6 protein-coding genes are annotated in these 17,500 nt (G+C 63.1%); all 6 read left to right on the forward strand.

Features of this window, described 5'->3' with window-relative positions; translation table 11 throughout:
- The first annotated feature begins 36 nt into the window (after window positions 1-36).
- The 6 genes from KSS90_RS11645 to KSS90_RS11670 are packed head-to-tail and all read left to right on the forward strand — an operon-like array spanning window position 37 to window position 17,495.
- Window positions 37-1,746 carry a ShlB/FhaC/HecB family hemolysin secretion/activation protein gene (locus KSS90_RS11645; protein ID WP_217869504.1) on the forward strand — a complete coding sequence of 570 codons (1,710 nt, stop codon included), beginning with the start codon at window positions 37-39 and terminating at the stop codon, window positions 1,744-1,746.
- Between the two features lie 39 nt (window positions 1,747-1,785).
- Entirely contained in the window at window positions 1,786-15,222 is a 13,437-nt protein-coding gene (locus KSS90_RS11650) for a hemagglutinin repeat-containing protein (protein ID WP_217869505.1), read from the forward strand.
- Window positions 15,219-15,455, forward strand: a complete 237-nt coding sequence (locus KSS90_RS11655) for a hypothetical protein (RefSeq protein ID WP_217869506.1) — start codon at window positions 15,219-15,221, stop codon at window positions 15,453-15,455. Before KSS90_RS11650 ends, KSS90_RS11655 begins: the two co-directional genes overlap by 4 nt.
- Window positions 15,456-15,466: 11 nt before the next feature.
- The gene (locus KSS90_RS11660; RefSeq protein WP_217869507.1) at window positions 15,467-16,057 is read left to right on the forward strand and encodes a hypothetical protein; all 591 of its coding nucleotides are present in this window, start codon (window positions 15,467-15,469) and stop codon (window positions 16,055-16,057) included.
- Entirely contained in the window at window positions 16,042-16,983 is a 942-nt protein-coding gene (locus KSS90_RS25715) for a hypothetical protein (protein WP_217869508.1), read from the forward strand. The genes KSS90_RS11660 and KSS90_RS25715 overlap by 16 nt, the downstream gene beginning before the upstream one ends.
- Window positions 16,983-17,495, forward strand: a complete 513-nt coding sequence (locus KSS90_RS11670; RefSeq protein ID WP_217869509.1) for a hypothetical protein — start codon at window positions 16,983-16,985, stop codon at window positions 17,493-17,495. The genes KSS90_RS25715 and KSS90_RS11670 overlap by 1 nt, the downstream gene beginning before the upstream one ends.
- Window positions 17,496-17,500 lie beyond the last annotated feature (5 nt).

Below are 17,500 nucleotides of genomic sequence, written 5' to 3' on the forward strand. Positions count from 1 at the left end.
ATGCCCGCCACTTCGCTTTGATCACCAGGGACAGGTATGCCGGTACGTCGTCACTCAGCGCGCAATTATGCGCGCTTCGCATTTGTCGCAACGCTGTGCAGCCCTTTGGCCTGGGCCGTTTCACCGGGTGACCAGGACCTGATCCGCGAGCGCCAGAACCGCCTGCTCGAAGAGCAGCAACGGCGCCTCGAGGAACTGCGCAACCTGCCCGGCGAAAGCGCGCAACCTACCCAGCAGCAACGGCCTGAAGACACCCGCTGCTTCGATATCCACACCATCGAGCTCAAGGGCGCCGACAGCCTGTCCGCCGCCGATCGCGACAGCTTGCTGAAGCCTTTCATCGACCAGTGCCTGGGCGTCACCCAGCTCAATGCCTTGCTCAAGGCGATCACCGACCATTACCTGGGCCGTGGCCTGGTCACCAGCCGTGCCTACCTGCCGCAGCAGGACCTGTCCTCGGGCCACCTGCAGGTGCTGGTGGTGGAAGGGCGCCTGGAAGGGCTGCGCCCGGACCCGGCCAGCGGCCTGAGCGAGCGCGAGCTGGCCATGGTTTTCCCCGGCGAAGTCGAACAGCGCCTGAACCTGCGCGAAGTCGAGCAGATGGTCGACCAGCTCAACCGCCTGCCATCGAACAAGGCGCAGATGGAGCTGACCCCCGGCAAGGCCGTCGGCGGCAGCGAGGTGCTGGTGCGCAATACCCAGCAGAAACCCTGGCGCGCCTCGCTGTCGCGCAACAACGAAGGCCAGCGCAGCACCGGTGAGCAGATGCTCAACCTCGGCTTGGAATGGGACAGCCCGCTGGGCCTGGCCGACCAGTTGGTGCTGCGCGGTGGCCACGACGTGGTCAGCGACCACACCCAGGGTTCGAAGAACGGCGTGCTGTATTACAACCTGCCGTGGGGCTGGTGGAACTTCACCTACAGCTACAGCGAGAGCGAATACCGCTCCCTGGCCCAGGCCAACGGCTTCGCCTTCAAGCAGACCGGCGACAGCCAGAACCACCAGCTGCGCGCCGAGCGCGTGGTGCATCGCGATGCCACCAGCAAGACCTCGCTCAATGCCGGCATGGCCCACCTGCGCACCAACAACTACATCGAGGACAGCCGCCTGGAGGGCAGCAGCAACCGCCTGAGCGAGGCGCAGTTCGGCATCAACCACGGCCGCCGCTTGGGCAATGCCTTCGTCAACATCGACCTGGGTACCCAGCAGGGCACCGGCGCCTTCGACGCCCAGGACAACGCCCACCCGCGCCCGGGCCAACCGGTGGCGCGCTACCGCAAGTACAGCGCCACCGTCAGCTATGTACAGGGTTTTGAAGTGCTCGGCGAGCGCCTGAGCTTCACCAGCCTGGCCACCGGCCAGCGCAGCGAAGACGTATTGTTCAGCCCGCAGCGCATCAGCCTTGGCGGGCTGTCGTCGGTACGCGGCCTGAAGGACCAGTCGCTGTCCGGCGACAGCGGCGGCTACTGGCGCAACGACTTGCGCTGGACCCGCCCGGTGAGCTGGCCGCTGCTGCAGCCGCTGGTGGCCGAGTACGGCCTGGGCCTGGGCTACGACCTGGGCGTGATCCGCAACGACCGCTACAACGGCCAGTACCACGGTCGCGCCAGCAGCCACTCGCTGGAGCTGTTCGCCCGCGGCCAGCATATGGCCGCCAGCGTGACCTTCGCCCACAGCCTGGAACGCCCCGACGTGCTGACCGAAAAGGAACGCCCGGTGTATTTCCGCCTCGACTTCCTCATCTGACTCACCCGGTTCATCCCCGCCTTACCCACGAGATTTCACATGGACGTCCGTCTATTCGCCTTCCTGGCCCGCCAACGCTCGGCCCTAATTCAGCCCCGTGAACGCTTTTGCGGCCTGCCCAAGCGCGGCCTGGCGTTCCTGCTGGCCAACGCCATGTTCTGGCAGCCGCTGTGGGCCCAGGCCACCGAAGGTGTGGTGGTCAGCGGACCGGGCACCAGCCTCGGCCAGGCAGGCAACGGCGTGCCCATCGTCAACATTGCCGCGCCCAACGGCAGCGGCCTGTCGCACAACCAGTTCAGCGACTACAACGTCGGCCAGCAGGGGCTGATCCTCAACAACGCCACCGACCGTACCCAGGCCACCCAGCTGGGCGGGATCATCCTCGGTAACCCGAACCTGCGGGGGACGGCGGCCAACGTCATCCTCAACGAGGTCAACGGCGCCAACGCCAGCCAGCTGCGCGGCTATACCGAAGTGGCCGGGCGCGGGGCGCATGTCATCGTCGCCAACCCCCACGGCATCACCTGCGATGGCTGCGGCTTCATCAACACGCCACAGGCCACGCTCAGTACCGGCAAGCCGGTGCTCGAGAACGGCCAACTGAGCCGTTACCAGGTCGACCAGGGCCATATCGCCATCGAAGGGGCGGGGCTCAACGCCAGCAACGTCGACAGCTTTGAACTGATTGCCCGCAGCACGAAGATCAATGCCGAGATCCAGGCGCGCAACCTGGCCATCGTCGCCGGGCGCAACGATGTCGATGCGCGCACCCTGGCGGCCACGGCGCGCCAGGACGACGGCAGCGCGAAGCCGAGCCTGGCCATCGACTCCAGCGCGTTGGGCGGCATGTATGCCGGCGCGGTCAGGCTGGTGGGCACCGAGGCCGGGGTCGGCGTACGCCTGGACGGGCGGATGATCGCCAGCGGCGGCGATATACAGCTCGAGGCCAACGGCCAGTTGCGCATGGCCCAGGCCAGCGCCACCGGCGATGTACGCCTGCAGGCAGCGGCTATCGATGCGCAGGGCCCGGTGCATGCCGGCCAGCAATTGCAGCTGGACAGCCGCGGCGAGCTGGTTAACCGCCAGGGGCTGACTGCCGGGGGCCAGGTACAGTTGAACGCTGGCGGCCAACTGAGCAACCTTGGCGGTATCCAGGCGGGTATCAACATCGATGGCGAGCGCGTGGCCGATGCCGACCTGAAGATCAGCGCCGGTGCCGTGGACAACCGCAACCAGCGCCTGATCGCCAGCGGCGACCTTGCGCTCTCCACCGGCACCCGCCTGGACAACCAGGGCGGCAGCCTCAGTGCCGGGCGCGACCTCAGCGTCAACGCCACGACCCTGGACAACCGCCAGCAGGGCAAAGTGCTCGCCGACGGGCGCATGACCCTCACCGGTGGCCAGTTGCTCAACGGCGACCGTGGCCAGATCACCAGCCAGGGTGCGCTGAACGCCACCTGGGCCCATCTGGACAACCAGGCCGGCGAACTGTCCAGCCTCGATACCCTGGCCCTGAACCTCGGCAGCCTGGACAACCGCACTGGCAAGGTCCTGGCCAATCGCGGCATCACCGTCACCAGCCAGGGCCTGGTCGACAACCGCACCGGGCGGATCGCCAGCCAGGCCACCCTCGACCTGACCGCCCAGGCCCTGAACAACGGCCAGGGCGGCCATATCAGCGGCAACCAGGCTGTCAGTGTCAACGTGGCCCGGCTCGACCAGCACGGCGGCCACCTGAGCAGCGTCACCGCGCTGACCCTGGACCTGAACCATGGCCGGCTGGACAACCGCGACGGCAAGATCGCCGCCAACCAGCTACAGCTGCGGCAGATGGCCGATATCGACAACCAGCGCGGCGAGATCTTCGGCAAGGGCGCCTTCACCCTGGCTGGCCGCAGCCTCGACAACACGGGCGGCAAGTTCTACAGCGAACAGGGCCTGACCGTGCGCCTCGACCAGTTGCTCGACAACCTCGATGGCCTGGTGTCGGCTGATGGCCTGGATATCCGGGCCCTGACCCTGAACAACCAGGGCGGCGTGGTCACCAGCAAGTCGGGCCTGGCATTGGTCACGGGCGCAGCCATCGACAACCGCCACGGCGAGATTTCCAGCACCGGCCTCGGCCAGGTAACGGCAGGTAGCCTCGACAACCGTGAAGGTACGATCACTGGTGGGGCGCTGGCGCTGACGGTCGCTCAGGCCCTGGACAATCGCCAAGGCGTGCTGGCTGCCGACAAGGCGCTGACGTTGAACGCCGCCAGCCTCGACAACCGCGAGCAAGGCAAGCTGCTCAGCGACGGCACGCTCACCGCCAAGGTCACCGGGCTGCTGGACAACCAGGCCAAGGGTCTGCTCAACGGCGTGGGCGCTACGCGCATTGAAGCAGGGCAGTTGGACAACCGCGGTGGCCGCCTGGTGGGCAAGGACCTGTTGACCCTGCAGGGCCAGCGTTGGGACAACCGCGGCGGCAAGATCGAGGCCGACGGCGCACTGACACTGACCATCGACCACCTCGACAACCGCGACCAGGGCCTGGTCAGCGGCCAGGCCTGGGCCCGTTTCAGCGGCAGCGAGCTGTTCAATCAGCTCGGCATCTTTGGCGCCAAGGGCAACCTCGGCCTGGTCGCCACGCACCTGGACAACAGTGGCGGCAGTCTGACCAGCGGCGGCGATCTCGATGGCCAGGTCACGCGCCTGGAGCAGCTGGGCGGCAAGCTGTCCGCCGACGGCACGTTGACCCTCAAGGGCAACACACTGGTCAACCGCCAGGGCGCCGTGGTCGGCGCCGGGCAGGGTATGCGCCTGACCGTGGCCAGCGTCGACAACCGCGGCGGCGAATTGTCCGCGGCCAAGGCGCTCAGCCTCACCGGGCAGCGCCTGGACAACACCGGTGGTCAGGTCCTGGCCGACACCGACCTGGCGCTGACGGTGGCCGAGGTCATCAACCAGGCCCAGGGCCTGTTGCGCGGCAAGGGCCAACTGACCCTCGACGGCCAGACCCTGGACAACCGCGCCGGGCGTGTTTCCGCCGGGCAGGGCGCACGCCTGCGCCTGGAGCAGGCGCTGGACAACGGCAAGGGCCTGCTGACCAGCGAAGGCGACCTCGACATCGGCGCCGCCAGCCTGGACAACAGCGACGCCGAACTGAGCAGCGCCGGCAAACTGACCCTGGCCACCACCGGCAAGGTCGACAACCAGCGCGGCTCGATCACCGCCGACGGCGCCCTCGACCTGCGCAGTGCCAGCCTCGACAACCGGGCCGGCGAGGTCGGCGCCCAGGGGGCCATCGACATCGTCACCGGCACCCTCGACAACCGTGACAGCGGCCATGTGGTCGGCAACGACCGCATGACCCTCAAGGCCGGCCAGGTCAACAACGCGGGCAGCGACAGCCGCATCGACAGCGATGGCGCCATGCAACTGACCGCCAGCGGTCTTGACCAGCAGGCCGGACGCCTGCTGAGCAAGGCCTCGATCACCCTCGACCTGGGCCAGGGCGCGCTGGTCAACCACGGCCTGATCAAGGCCCCGGTGCTGGTACTGCACAACCTCGGCCGCGTCGACAACCAGAACGGCGAAATCACCAGCCCGCAAGGCTTCACCCTGGCGGCCAATACCCTGGACAACCGCCAGGGCAAGCTGCTCAGCGAGCAGGCCTTGACGGTGCGTATCGCCCAGGCGCTGGACAACACCAAGGGCCTGGTCTCGGCCAAGGGCCTGGACCTGCATGCCGCCAGCCTCGACAACCGCGAGGGCACCGTCAGCAGCCGCGCCGGCCTGGTGCTGACCGTCGACGGTCGCCTGGACAACCGACAGGGCACCCTGGTGGGCGACACCGCTCTCAACCTTGTTGCCGGGACGCTGGACAACAGCAAGGGCAAGGTCTCGGGCAAAGGCCAGGGCGAGGTCCAGGCCGACACCCTGCTCAACAACGCCGGTTCGCTGATCAGCCTCGAGCAACTGCGGATCAAGGGCGCTGAGCTGGACAACCGCGAGGCGGGCCTGCTCGGCAGCAATGGCGCGCTGACCCTGGAGGTCGACCGCATCGACAACCGTGGCGGCGAGATCACCGGCAAGGCCGCTGTCGCGGTCACCGGCACCTCGCTGGACAACAGCGACGGCGGCCTGCTGGTGGCCGGCACCGGCATGACCCTGGCGTTGCAATCGCTGCTCAACCGCAACAAGGCGCGCCTCGAGGCCCAGACCGGCCTGACCCTGACCGGGCTGACCCTGGACAACGACGGTGGCCGCCTGACCAGCCAGCGCGACATGACCCTGACCTTGACCGGCGCGGCGCTCAACCGCCTCGGCCTGATCAGCGCCGAGGGCCAGCTGGTGCTGGCCGCGCACAGCCTGGACAACAGCACCGGCAAACTGGACAGCGCCGGCAGCCTGAAACTGACCACGGGCGGCGCGCTGCTCAACCAGGGCGGCGAGCTGCTCGGCGACAGCGACATCACCCTGGCCAGCGCCAGCCTGGACAACACCGACAAGGGTGTTATTGCCAGCAAGGGCGCGCAAGCCATCACCACCGGCCACCTGGACAACAGCCGCCAGGGCAGCATCAGCAGCAATCGCACCCTCGACGTGCATGCCGGCCAGCTCGACAACCGCGACGGTGGCCGCGTGGGCAGCCGCGAAGCACTCACCGCCACGGTCACCGGCCTCGACCAGCAGGGCGGCAAGCTGTTCAGCGATACCTCGGTGAAGCTCGACCTGGGCCACGGCCACCTGGACAACCGTGGCGGCCTGATCAATGCGCCGTCGCTGCAGCTGGACAACCTCAAGACCGTGGCCAACCAGGGCGGCGAGATGTCCAGCGCCCAGGCCTTCACCGTCGCTGCCGAGCAACTGGACAACGGCAACGGCCGCCTGCTCAGCGACCAGCGCCTGCTGCTGCGGGTCAGCCAGCGCCTGGACAACCTCAAGGGCCTGATCGGCGGCCAGTCGCTGGAGATTCATGCCGGCGCGCTGAGCAACCGCGACGGCGGCCGCATCGAAGCCAAGGACGCGCTCGCCCTCACCAGCAAGGGCCTGGACAATCACGCCGGCAAGTTGCTCGGTAGCAGCCTCGCGCTGGACCTGGGTGGCGCCGACCTGGACAACGGCGCCGGCCTGATCACCACCGCCGGGCCGCTGACCCTGGTCAACCTGGCCAAACTGAACAACCAGGGCGGCGAGATTTCCACCGCCCAGGCCCTGCAGCTGGACGTCAGCGAGCTGGACAACCGTGACGGCAAGCTGATCAGCGAACAGACGCTGGCCATCACCAGCGGCGCCATCGACAACCGCAACGGCCTGGTCTCGGGCTGGCAGGGCCTGAGCGTGACCGGCCAAAGCCTGGACAACCGCCAGCAGGGCACCCTGTCGAGCCGCTCGGGCGCCGTGCAGGCGAGCGTGACCGGCGCGCTGCGCAACAGCGACGGCGGCGCGCTGGTCGCCCAGCAACGCCTGGACGTCAAGGCCGCCAGCCTGGACAACAGCGCCAAGGGCATCCTCTCCAGCGGCGGCGGCCAGCAGCTGACCATCACGGCAGCACTGGACAACCAGGACGGTGGCCTGATCGATGCCGGGGAAAAACTGCTCATCAGCAGCGGCTCCTTCGACAACCACGGCGGCCGCGTGGCCACCCGCCAGGACCTGGGCCTGACCGCCGCGAGCCTGAACAACAACGACGGCAGCCTCGCCGCCCAGGGCACCCTGACCCTCGACCTGCTCGGCGAGCTGCTCAACCGCCAGGGCAAGCTGTTCGCCGGCAAGGATCTGCTGATCCAGCGTGCCGGCCTGGTGGACAACCAAGCTGGCCAGATCGCTAGCCAGGGCCTGCTCAAGGTGCTGGCCGCCAGCCTCGACAACAGCCAGCGCGGCACCTTGGCCGCCACAGGTTTGCTCACGCTCGACAGCCGCGGCGCGCTCAACAACTCAGGCGATGGCCTGATCTACAGCCAGCAGGGCGACATAAGCCTGCAGGCGGCCAGCCTGAACAACGCCAAAGGCAGCGTGCAGGCCAAGGGCGCGATCAGCGTGCAGGCCACCGGCCTGCTCGACAACCAGGGCGGCAAGCTGATCGCCCAGGATGGCGCGCTGACCGTGAACGCCGACACCCTCGACAACCGCGGCGGCATCCTCGCCAGCCTCAAGCAGGCGCTGGGCGTGCGCACCACCGGCGTGCTGCGCAATGGCAGCGATGCCGCTGGCCAGCGCGGCATTCTGCAGGCGCTGAGCTTGGACGTGCAGAGCGCCAGCCTCGACAACCACGGCGGACGCATCGCCGCGCTGGGCGGTGATGCGCTGATCCGTACCGGGCAGCTGGACAACCGCGATGGCGGCATCTCCGCCAGTAGCCTGCTCAAAGTCACCGGCGCCAGCTTGCTCAACGGCGGCGATGCGCGCGGCGAGATGGTCGGCCAGCGTATCGAACTGGGGCTGAGCGGGGCGCTGGACAACCGCGGCGGCATTATCGAAAGCGCCAGCACCCTGGCCATCACGGCGGCCAGCCTGGACAACCAGGGCGGGCAATTGCGTGCATTGGGCAACAGCGGCACAACACGATTCCAGATCGGCGGGCTGCTGGACAACCGCAACGGGGCCCTGGAAACCGCCAACACCGATCTTGCCCTGGTCATAGGCGATCTGCTGAATGCCGGGGGCAGCATCATTCACCTCGGCAATGGCGATTTCGGTGTCAGTAGCCAGCAGGTCATGGCGGCGGGAGGCCGCCTGTTGACGCACGGCACCTTGAATCTCAGTGCCGACAGCTGGGTCAACAGCAGCGTGCTGCAAGCCGGCACGCTCAACCTCGATGTCAAAAACTTCACCCAGACCTCGAGTGGGCAACTGCTGGCGACGAAGGCGTTGCTGGGCAAGGGCGGCAACTGGCTCAATGATGGGTTGATTGCCAGCGATGGCACGCTGAGCCTGACCTTGGGCGGTGCCTATTCGGGCAATGGCCGACTGACCAGCCTGGGGAACATGACCCTGTCTGCGGCGCAGATGAGCCTGGGCACCGCCACAAGCATTGCGGGTGGCGACAGCATCGTTGTCAACGTCGGCAAGCAAATGAGCAACCTTGGGCGCTTGTCGGCGGTCAACGATCTGACGATCAACGCCGGCAGCCTGTCCAACTACGGGGCATTGGCCGCGTCGCGCAACCTGAACTTGCTCGCCCAGTCCGTCCACAACGACCAGGCAGCTGACGGAAGTCGAGGCTTCCTGTTCAGTGGCCGGGACATGTCCATCCTCTCGGCAGATTTCAGCAACCGTTATGCGGACGTCTACAGCCTGGGCCATCTGCTGGTGGCCGGCGTCGCCCCAGGCAGTTCAGCAACAACCCTCCTGAACAGCTCCGGCACTATCGAGGCGGCCGGTGACATCAATCTGCAGGCATCCAGCGTCGTCAACAAACGCGATAAGTTCAGCGCCAGCCACCAGATCACCGATGGCTACATGACCATCTACTGCGTCCAGCATTGCAAGGGATCGCGGTGGGTGAAGGGGCCGGTGCATGTCTACAAGACCTTCGAGACCGTGATTCACGAGGACTCGCCCACGGCAACGTTGGTTTCCGGGCGTGACCTGACCATTGGCGCAGGCAGTGTGCTCAATTCTCGAAGCGTCATCTCGGCGGCCAACGATCTCTCCATTACTGCCGGCAGCATTGACAACGAGGGTGAGCGTTCCAGATCGGGAACCGTTGCAAGGGAAGTGGGGCCTGGGGTCAGGGTTTCCACGGGCTACTTCTTCCAGTTGATCAACGAAGTAAATGCCTACAACCAAGCCCACCCACGTTCCGGGCCGTTCGACGAAACCGCCTTCAACAAACTGGTCGCGAAGTTTGACCCCGGGGTGTTCGACGGCATCAATGCAGAACCCGAGGTCAAGCCGGATCAGAAATTCATCGTCCCGGCGGTCATCCAGGCCGCCGGGACGGCCAAGCTCACTGCCGCAGGCAGCATCAGCAATATCGTTGTGAACAGGGCGGCAGCGGCTACCAGCAATCGCTCGTTCGATACCCAGGTATCCAGCTTGACGCAGCCCACGGTGGTCAATCTGAACGCGCAGTTGCCACCTGATCTGGCCCAGCGACAGGTAGATCCCACCAAACTGCCAGGCTTCAGCCTGCCGGCTGGGCAGAATGGCCTGTTCCGCTTGAGTGGCAAGGGCCGCGATGCGGCAACCGGGCTCAATCAGGGCTGGTCATTGGGCAACGCCACCGTCGGCACACATGAGCGCGAGCGGCTGGCCAGCTCCCGACTGGGCACGATCCAGGCAGTGGATGCAGCCACGTCCAGGGTGAGCGAGCAGGCAATCGATCGGATTGCCCATCAGCGTGTCGAGTCGGCGGCCAAAGCCAGTGCCATCGGGGTCAATGCGCCCGTGGCCGAAGCTGTGGATAGCGACGTTCGAAAGCCATACCCAGGTGCGCAGGCACTTGAATTGAGCGCGCAGGATGCCGGAGTCAGTGCCCCACCACGGATACCGGGCATCACCCGCCTGCCCGACAGCCAATATACGAACAAGCCGCACAAGTACCTGATTGAAACCAATCCGCTGCTAACCGACCTCAAGCAGTTCATGAGCTCCGACTACTTGCTCGGCAATCTGGGTTATGACCCGGACAAGAGCTGGAAGCGCCTTGGTGACGGCTTCTACGAGCAGCGCCTGATCCAGCAGGCGGTGGTGGCGCGTACCGGCCAGCAGTTTATCGATGGCCAGACCTCCGGCGAGCAGTTGTACAAGCACCTGATGGACAATGCCATCCGCAGCAAGGATGCCCTCGGCCTGAATGTTGGCGTAGGCCTGAGCTCTGCCCAGGTGGCTGCGTTGACGCACGACATCGTCTGGCTCGAAGCACGCGAGATCGATGGGGAACAGGTACTTGCGCCGGTGCTGTACCTGGCCCATGCCAACGGCCGCCTGGCACCTGACGGGGCTTTGATCGCCGGGCAGGATGTCCAACTGATAGCCGGGAAAAACCTCACCAACATTGGCACGCTGCGAGCCTCACGCAACCTCAGTGCCACTGCCGGTAAGGACTTGACGAACAGCGGCCTGATCCAGGCAGGCGGGCATCTGGACCTGCTGGCCGGCAACAGCCTGGTCAACAGCGCCGGCGGCATAGTCGCTGGACGTGACATCAGCCTGACGGCCGTCAATGGTGACCTGATCAACCGACGGGACCTCACGCGCACGGATATCGTTTACGGCAGCGTGCGTGAGCAGAGGGATCATCTTGAAAGCGCCGCGCGTATCGAAGCCGGCAACAGTCTCACCCTCAAGGCCGGGCAGAACATCAACAACGTCGGCAGCGTGATCCAGAGCGGCGGCGACTTGTCGCTCAGTGCCGGTCGTGATGTGAGCCTGCTGTCAGTCGAAGAACGTCAAGGTTTCTACACCGATCGCCAGCGCAGCAACACGGTGCAGCAACACGGCGCTACGATCACCGCCGGCCGCGATATGAGCCTCGTCGCCGGCCGCGATCTCACCGCCGTGGCCAGCCAGACCGACGCGGGCCGCAACCTCACCCTGGCCGCAGGCGAAGACCTGAACCTGAGCTCCGCCGCAAACGAAGCCCACAGCTTCAGCCGCAGCAAAAAGGTCACCCAGTCCAATGATCAGGTCACCCAGGTGTCGACCACGGTCAAGGCCGGTGGCGACGTCTCACTGTCCGCGGGCCAGGACATGGCCATCGTCGCCAGCCAGGTCAAGGGCAAGGGCGCTGTCGACATCGACGCCGAGCGCGACCTGACCATCGCCTCCGGCCAGAACGAAAGCGCCTCTTACTACCAGAAGAAGAACAAGGGCTCGTTCGGTCGCGGTAGCTCCAAGCAGCAAGAGAGCTACCACAGCACCAACGTCGCCTCGGTGATCGATGCCGGCGGCGACCTGACCGTCAACGTCAGCAAGAAGGCCGATGGTGGCATCGCCCTGGACGGTGGCCGCGATGTCGCGGTGATTGGCAGCCAACTCAAGGCCGGTGGTGATGTCATGCTCGGTGCCACTGGCGATGTGGCGGTACTGTCCGGTGTCGAGGAGCACGGCGAGTACAGCAAGAAGAGCAAGTCCGGTTTTCTTGGCCTGTCGAAAAGCGGCAAGAGCCAGTTGCAGACCCACGCCACGCAGGTGGGCAGCGAACTGGATGCCGGCAACGACATCGTTGTTGCGGCTGGCAGCGATGTGCGCCTGCGCGCCAGCGAGGCGAATGCCGGCAAGGACGTCGAATTGCGCGCGGGGTTGATGGATAAAGCGGGTGACATCAACCTGGTGTCGGCCAACGACACGGCCTACAGCCACAGCGACTCGTACAAGAAAAAGATCGGCATGTCGGTTGCCCCCGGCATCGTCGTCGTCCCGTCCGTTTCGCTGGCCTCCGCCAAGAAGGCTGGCCAGGAAGCACGCAGCAGCACCAGCGTCGGCAGCCAGGTCCTGGCCGTGCGTGATGCCGCGCTCCAGGCCGAGCGTGATATCAACGTGCTCGGCAGCGGTGTCAATGCCGGCCGCAATGTCAGCTTGAACGCGGGACGTGATGTCAACGTGGCCGCCGCCGAGAACCAGAGCGACAGCAAGACCTGGTCGAAAACCTCGAAGATCGGTTTGAGTGCCAGTGCCGACGACAACGGGATCAAGGTGTTCGCGGGCGTCGAGAAGGAATTGGCCAAGGATCGCCTGCGCGAACAGTTGGCCTCTGCCAGCCAGATCAAGGCTGGACAGGACCTGGACGTCAACGCGGGGCGTGATATCAATCAGACCGGCTCGGACTTGATGGCAGGCCACGATATCAGCCTGGGCGCGGGCCGCGACATCAACATCGACGCGGCGCGTGAAACCCGAATCCACGAGCAGGAGCGGGAGTATGCGACCCAGGGTGCCGGGGCCTCGATCAACCATAACTTTGGGCGCACCAAGGACGCGGTGAGTAACGCCGGCAAGGGCGAGAATGGCGTGAGCAAGGTCACCAGCACCCTGCAGGCCATCGACGGCATCAACCAGTTCCTTGCCGGGCCAACCGGCGACCTCAAGATCGGCAACAGCTCGCAGAAGAACCAGCAGACCAGCATCGAGCAAAGCAACCGTGGCTCCAGCCTGGAGGCCGGCAACGATATCAAGCTGCAGGCCGGCAACGACGTCAATGTCAAAGGCAGCCAGGTGCAGGCCGGGCGGGACATCGACGTCAAGGGGCGTGACATCAATATCGATGTCGCCCACGGCAGCAGCACCCAGAAGACCCGCGAGTCGCAGAACTGGGCCGGCATTCACGGTGGTACCAGTGGCGGCATCAAGGTTGGCATCGGCGCCAGCCATGGCGCTGCGGGTGCCGATGGCACCCAGGGCAACTCGACGCCGAGCCAGCTCGACGCGGGGCGCGATATCAAGCTCGACGCCAGCCATGACCTGAACATCGTCGGTTCGCAGGTCAAGGCCGGGCGTGACATCGACTTGGCCGCAGGCAATGACCTGAACATCCGCGCCGCGCAGAACGACTCGCACTACGAACAGAACCGTCGCAGCGGCGGTGGTGAAGTCGGGTTGGCGTTCGGCTCGGAAGGGGTGGGGATCTACGCCAGCGTCAACCTGGGCAAGGGCCAGCTGGAACGCGACGCACAGCGACACCAGGAAGCCTACGTCTACGCAGGCGACCAGCTGAAGTTCACCAGCGGCAAGGACACCAACATCAAAGGCGCCCAGGTACGCGGCGACGAAGTCATCGGCCGTGTGGGCGGCGACCTGAATGTGGCCTCGGCCATCGATACCGGCAAGGTCAAGGGCAAAGAGTTCGACCTGAGCGCCACCGTTACGGTAGGCCCGGGCTCGGGTATCAGCGGCTCGGTCGGCAAAGGCAAGACCACGGGCGAAACCGAGTGGGTGGAAAACCAGACCCGCATCACCGCTCGGGACAAGGTCGACATCCGCACGGAAAACCACACCCAGCTCGATGGTGCCCTGATCGCCTCCGACAACGGCAACCTCAAGCTCGATACCGGCACGCTGGGCCACAGTGATATCGCCGGCAAGGACCAGGAACGCGGCTATTACCTGAACGTCGGTGGTACCTGGAAAAAAGGGACTGCAGCAACACAGCAGGACAGCAGCCAGACGGGCAAGGGTGACAAAGGCGAGAACGGCTGGAGCGTCAGTGGCTGGAAGTACGAGAAGGACCGCGAGCAGATCGTCCGTGCCACCGTGGGGGCGGGTGATATCACTGTGCGCGAGGATGCGGAGACGGGGAAGGACTCCACTGTCGGGTTGAATCGGGATCTGGACAAGGCTTACGAGATCACGCGGGATCATGAGTCGCGCACTGATCTTTATGCGACTGGATCCTCTACCCAAGCGGTGATGAATCCCGTCCAGACGCTGCAGCAGTGGAAAGACAGCGCGGCAAAGTATGGGGAGAACAGTGAAGAGGCTCTTAACAAACTAGGTGACGTGTTCCTTGCGACCGCGGCGCTGGCTGTTGGCACTAACCCTGATTCAGTGAATTTCGGGTTAGCTACGCGCGAGATTTATCGTCAACTGGGCAGTCGCTACGAAAAGACGCGCTCGAACGTCGTCAGGTCGCTGCTCGGTCGTATTGCTGGCAATCAGAACAGCGAGGCGTTCGATACCGTTGCCCAACGCCTGACCGAGGTGGCCGGCGAGGACCCGGCCAGGGTGGCGAAGATCCTCAATGACATGGCGAAACTGAACGGGCAGAAACCTGGGCAGCAGAATTTCGTCCCGGTGGCCTATGCCGGTTATGTGTTGATGGGGGCACTGGCTACTGCCCTGGGTGTTAGCCAACTTGCACCAGAGCGTCAGGCAGAAATGCAGGCTGCAGTTTCGAGTGCGATTGATTCGATTGAGGCAAACGTCAGCGATTACAACCAGCGAGCGCGGATGGTCAGGCTCATGGTCGAGGTTGTCCTCGAAGAGCAAGGGCTGCCGATCCATGTGCTTGATCCGAGGCTCAAGCAGTACGAGGGCTCGCGGATTGAGGGGGAGGGGAGGAACCCTAGTAGTGGCGGGTATGGTGAAGGTGGGCAGGTCGTCACGACGCCACATACCGGTGGAAGCCAGCTTGATGGGCTAACGGCTAGCGGAAATTATGAGACTCCAGGGCACCAGTTGAACCCAGGGGCGATTTTTAATGAGACTTCACCACAGTCGGGAAATGAGTCGAAAAAATTTGGAGATGCTGCGATCCAGCCGTACACAGAAGGACAGCTGATCAGTCATGCTGGACGTGCTGTTACAAAGCACCCAGAATATTTTGGATTTGACTCGACCGAGGCACTTAGAAAGACTTATAGATCAGATGCTCAGCTAAATGAGGTGGGCAGTGCGGCTGTAGACGAAATACTCAAAGGGGGCGCTAGGAGTACGGGGGCGGGAGGTCGCTACCCCGCAGGTTGGGTGACTTATACGTTGCCAGACGGTAGAGCCGCAAGTTGGGGTATCGATGGTAAGTTTATTGGGTTTAGAGGAGTGAGGCCGTGACCGGTTTGGTGTTTGAGAAAGTGGGTGATGTAAATAGTGATTTTCCTTATCTGTGCGTCTACAAGGAGGGAGGTGGCGGGCCGTTTATGGAAATTTCCGTAAATTCAACTAGGGAGTTAGTGTTTGTGTTCTATTCAAATGCTAATGATGTTTCACTCACTGTCGAGGAATGGCGGGAGATCTGCGTGCGAGGAGAGAGGTTTCATCCGGAGGCATTAGAGAATGGTGATTAAACTAGCGAAGGATGAAAAATAAGGACGTGGCAGAAAAGGGAGAAGGGGAAAAAGGGGGCGGGGAAAAAGACGAAAAAGGGGGACATATGGGCCTGTCCCGTGACAACGGACGCCAAGTGCTGGGAACTGGGCGTGTCGAAATTAGAGTATGGAAAGAAATCTTTCCCCTTTATGCCTATATCACTGCGCGCGAGGATGCGGAGACGGGGAAGGACTCCACTGTCGGGTTGAATCGGGATCTGGACAAGGCCTACGAGATCACGCGGGACCATGAGTCGCGCACCGATCTGTACTTGAGTGACTCTTCGGTTAACGGCGCAATCCATCCTGTAGAGACGCTGAGCGGATGGACGAATGAGCTGCGCAACTATGACAAGGCCGCACTCAAGAACTACGAGCAGGTTGGAAATGCTGTCAATGTCCTGGTCAACCGATTTGAACGCTTGCAAGGCCGTCAGCTGGATGCCAATGCAGTAGCCGTTGGCGGGGTGAAGCTCGCAGAGGACACCTATGAAGCCTTGCTGATGGCGAACTTCAAGCCCGATGAAGCCAAGGCGCTGATGCGCACCTCGAGCTTCAGCAAGAGGTGCTGGCACGACTGAATCAGATCGAGCATGTGTTCGATAAACATCAGGAGTCCACGAAAGAGCTTGTACGTGTGCTGGGGGAGCTTGATCCCTCGCATATCAGTGAGTTACGTGGTCCGGTCCAGATGGCGCTCAGCTATGCCTCGCTCATCAATGAGTATCTGGAGTCGGACCCAGAGCGAGGTCAGAAAGTGGCTTTGGCGCTGGCGATGATCCAGGGGCCCAAGGCAGTCATGCAGCTAGCGGTATCGACAGCCATTGGGCAGACGGAGCTTGGTCAAGACCTCAATGAACAGTACGACCGTGCCATGACCCGAGTCGGCACGATGCTTGCCGAGCACATGGAAGGCGGCGGTGTTGTTCTGAATGAGAAATCTGAGAGCGACAAGTTCCTGGTGGGGGGCGGCAAGCTCATCAGCAGCATGATTCTGGGGGTTGCTTCGGGGCGCAAAGGGGGTGGTGGGAATGAGGCCAATAAGCCTGCGACTACTCCTGTGGAGTTGCCAGGGGGCGGGAAGGGTGTCATAGATGGTGCAAAAGCGACAAGCGAAGCTGTCACTCAGGTTCCTGGCCGGGTACAGTCTCGGATAAATATTGCCAATGGTCGCACGGAAACCACTCCGCTCCGTGAGACCGGTAAGCCAGTATCTGCGGGCTTCGATCATGTGCTGATAGGTCATTTCGACGTAGAAGTCTCCAACTCCCGTTCTGTGTTTACTATTAGTCCAAATGAGTTGAAGAGAGTTCTTCAGAGTGGTTCAGTAGTTAAATCACCAGTTACTGCGTTACCAGATGGTCAGTTTGTAAGGACTGTTGATACGGGCAGAGTCATTGGCACTACTACACTAAAAGATGGAGGTATTCCTACTTCAGTGATAAAAGTGTTTACCGATAGGGCTGGCAATCTGATAACCACCTTCCCAGTTAAGGCGATAAATTGATGCGATCTCTTCCTGTGCAAGTGTGGCGTGAACTTCAGTTGGCTGTGATGCCACTTAGTGAAGAATCATCACTAAAAGATGTTCTTGTGGTGATTCTTTCGTGGCTTAGGGGTAATTATAAGTGGTTTACTGTTGAGCCATTTTCTATCTACGGGTTCGATGAGTTTTTACATGTAAATGAAGATATAATGCCTGTTGATTACTCGTCGTTTTTACCCAGTGATATAGGGCACTTCAAAAAAGTCGTCTTGAAATATCAGGCTAAGGAGGCTGAATCTATTGCGCGGTTTCTACGCGACACAATGGAGGCGTTGATAACTATCGAAATTGATAAGCAATGCCCTAGGTGTGAATCCGATGGGATGCGCGTTTTTATAGGTAGACATAACGGCCTGTTGGCTTGTCAGTGTAACGTTTGTGGAAACTCCCATTACATAGACGGCTCTAAGGTAGAAGTTGGTGGGTTAGAGTTTGCAAGTGAGGTCATTTTGCGAGGTGCTGGTCTGATTTGATTGTG

Origin of the sequence: Pseudomonas maumuensis (assembly GCF_019139675.1) — a bacterium.
In the GTDB taxonomy this organism is placed as follows: domain Bacteria; phylum Pseudomonadota; class Gammaproteobacteria; order Pseudomonadales; family Pseudomonadaceae; genus Aquipseudomonas; species Aquipseudomonas maumuensis.

Bases quoted from the DNA above. Each gene is read 5' to 3' on its own strand.
- KSS90_RS11645 (WP_217869504.1), top strand. From the start codon at position 37: ATGCCGGTACGTCGTCACTCAGCGCGCAATTATGCGCGCTTCGCATTT.
- KSS90_RS11650 (WP_217869505.1), top strand. From the start codon at position 1,786: ATGGACGTCCGTCTATTCGCCTTCCTGGCCCGCCAACGCTCGGCCCTA.
- KSS90_RS11660 (WP_217869507.1), top strand. From the start codon at position 15,467: ATGAAAAATAAGGACGTGGCAGAAAAGGGAGAAGGGGAAAAAGGGGGC.
- KSS90_RS11670 (WP_217869509.1), top strand. From the start codon at position 16,983: ATGCGATCTCTTCCTGTGCAAGTGTGGCGTGAACTTCAGTTGGCTGTG.